The 2,806-nt window shown below is 47.7% G+C and carries 1 tRNA gene and 2 rRNA genes (1 of these 3 only partly in view); all 3 read left to right on the top strand.

What is annotated here, in order from left to right:
• The first annotated feature begins 251 nt into the window (after window positions 1-251).
• Window positions 252-1,802 (top strand): 16S ribosomal RNA (locus IEU71_RS09575).
• A gap of 113 nt (window positions 1,803-1,915) precedes the next feature.
• A tRNA-Ala gene (locus IEU71_RS09570) sits at window positions 1,916-1,988 on the top strand.
• 188 nt (window positions 1,989-2,176) lie between these two features.
• Window positions 2,177-2,806: ribosomal RNA gene (locus tag IEU71_RS09565) — 23S ribosomal RNA — on the top strand (it continues 2,285 nt past the right edge of the window).
• Together the 16S and 23S rRNA genes with 1 tRNA gene alongside form the textbook arrangement of a ribosomal RNA operon.

The raw sequence follows: 2,806 nt of genomic DNA, 5'->3' as shown, positions 1-2,806 counted from the left end.
TTGAGCGAGTCAACGAAGAAAGTAGTTGACAAGGCAAGAACAAGGTGATAAGATAATATAGTTGTCTCAAGGGGCAATAAGTAGCACATTGAAAACTGAACAAAACTTTGAACAAACGAATCTGTGGCTGTTACTTAAGTAACAAAAACAAATTTGCGAAGTCAATTCGTAACAAACAATAAACGGATTAGCGTTATAGAGAATATAGCGAAATAATCGTCAGTTTAATCAAAGAGCAATCTTCAAATTTTCAAATTGAGAGTTTGATCCTGGCTCAGGATGAACGCTGGCGGCGTGCCTAATACATGCAAGTCGAACGCACAGCGAAAGGTGCTTGCACCTTTCAAGTGAGTGGCGAACGGGTGAGTAACACGTGGACAACCTGCCTCAAGGCTGGGGATAACATTTGGAAACAGATGCTAATACCGAATGAAACTTAGTGTCGCATGATACGAAGTTAAAAGGCGCTTTGGCGTCACCTAGAGATGGATCCGCGGTGCATTAGTTAGTTGGTGGGGTAAAGGCCTACCAAGACAATGATGCATAGCCGAGTTGAGAGACTGATCGGCCACATTGGGACTGAGACACGGCCCAAACTCCTACGGGAGGCTGCAGTAGGGAATCTTCCACAATGGGCGAAAGCCTGATGGAGCAACGCCGCGTGTGTGATGAAGGCTTTCGGGTCGTAAAGCACTGTTGTATGGGAAGAACAGCTAGAATAGGGAATGATTTTAGTTTGACGGTACCATACCAGAAAGGGACGGCTAAATACGTGCCAGCAGCCGCGGTAATACGTATGTCCCGAGCGTTATCCGGATTTATTGGGCGTAAAGCGAGCGCAGACGGTTGATTAAGTCTGATGTGAAAGCCCGGAGCTCAACTCCGGAATGGCATTGGAAACTGGTTAACTTGAGTGCAGTAGAGGTAAGTGGAACTCCATGTGTAGCGGTGGAATGCGTAGATATATGGAAGAACACCAGTGGCGAAGGCGGCTTACTGGACTGTAACTGACGTTGAGGCTCGAAAGTGTGGGTAGCAAACAGGATTAGATACCCTGGTAGTCCACACCGTAAACGATGAACACTAGGTGTTAGGAGGTTTCCGCCTCTTAGTGCCGAAGCTAACGCATTAAGTGTTCCGCCTGGGGAGTACGACCGCAAGGTTGAAACTCAAAGGAATTGACGGGGACCCGCACAAGCGGTGGAGCATGTGGTTTAATTCGAAGCAACGCGAAGAACCTTACCAGGTCTTGACATCCTTTGAAGCTTTTAGAGATAGAAGTGTTCTCTTCGGAGACAAAGTGACAGGTGGTGCATGGTCGTCGTCAGCTCGTGTCGTGAGATGTTGGGTTAAGTCCCGCAACGAGCGCAACCCTTATTGTTAGTTGCCAGCATTCAGATGGGCACTCTAGCGAGACTGCCGGTGACAAACCGGAGGAAGGCGGGGACGACGTCAGATCATCATGCCCCTTATGACCTGGGCTACACACGTGCTACAATGGCGTATACAACGAGTTGCCAACCCGCGAGGGTGAGCTAATCTCTTAAAGTACGTCTCAGTTCGGATTGTAGTCTGCAACTCGACTACATGAAGTCGGAATCGCTAGTAATCGCGGATCAGCACGCCGCGGTGAATACGTTCCCGGGTCTTGTACACACCGCCCGTCACACCATGGGAGTTTGTAATGCCCAAAGCCGGTGGCCTAACCTTTTAGGAAGGAGCCGTCTAAGGCAGGACAGATGACTGGGGTGAAGTCGTAACAAGGTAGCCGTAGGAGAACCTGCGGCTGGATCACCTCCTTTCTAAGGATAATCGGAAAGCGACAGTGACTTAGATGTCAGTTCGTGAAGTTCAAAGTTTTGTTTAGTTTTGAGTGTGATACTGGAATAGGTATCATGTTCAGAAGTGATCCTATGGGGAATTAGCTCAGCTGGGAGAGCACCTGCTTTGCAAGCAGGGGGTCAGCGGTTCGATCCCGCTATTCTCCATAGCTAGTCGCAAGGCTAGCGAGTTGCACATTGAAAACTGAATAGTAACAAATTCTTTTAAAAACAATCGTAAGATTGTGATAAATGAACCGAGAAACAACACAAAAAAGTTCTTTAATAAAGAACGGTTTAATCGCAGGTCTGAAAAATGACCAACTCATAAACTTAAACAACAGTTTCGGCTGTTAGGTTAAGTTAATAAGGGCGCGTGGTGGATGCCTTGGCACTAGGAGCCGATGAAGGACGTGACTAACTACGATAAGCTTTGGTGAGCGGTAAGTACGCTATGACCCAGAGATTTCCGAATGGGGAAACCTAACTCGTAAGAGTTGTCTGTATCTGAATACATAGGATATTTGACGGAATACGCTGTGAACTGAAACATCTCATTAGCAGCAGGAGCAGAAAGAAAAATCGATTCCCTCAGTAGCGGCGAGCGAACGGGGAAGAGCCCAAACCAACGTGCTTGCATGTTGGGGTTGTAGGACTGATAAATAAGAGTTACAAAAGTGTTTTATAGCAGAACAAGTTGGGAAGCTTGGCAAAATAGGGTGATAGCCCCGTAAGCGAAATAAAGCAGACTCTTTTCAGGATCCTGAGTACGGCCGGACACGAGAAATCCGGTCGGAATCCGCGGGGACCATCCCGTAAGGCTAAATACTCCCTAGTGACCGATAGTGAACCAGTACCGTGAGGGAAAGGTGAAAAGCACCCCGGAAGGGGAGTGAAATAGTTCCTGAAACCACGACGCCTACAAGAAGTCAGAGCCCGTTAATGGGTGATGGCGTGCCTTTTGTAGAATGAACCGGCGAGTTACG

The sequence above is a fragment of the Leuconostoc falkenbergense genome (assembly GCF_014634805.1).
Classification (GTDB): Bacteria; Bacillota; Bacilli; order Lactobacillales; family Lactobacillaceae; genus Leuconostoc; species Leuconostoc falkenbergense.
The sequence above is the reverse complement of the archived record's forward strand: the minus strand, read 5'-3'. Positions and strand labels throughout refer to the sequence as shown.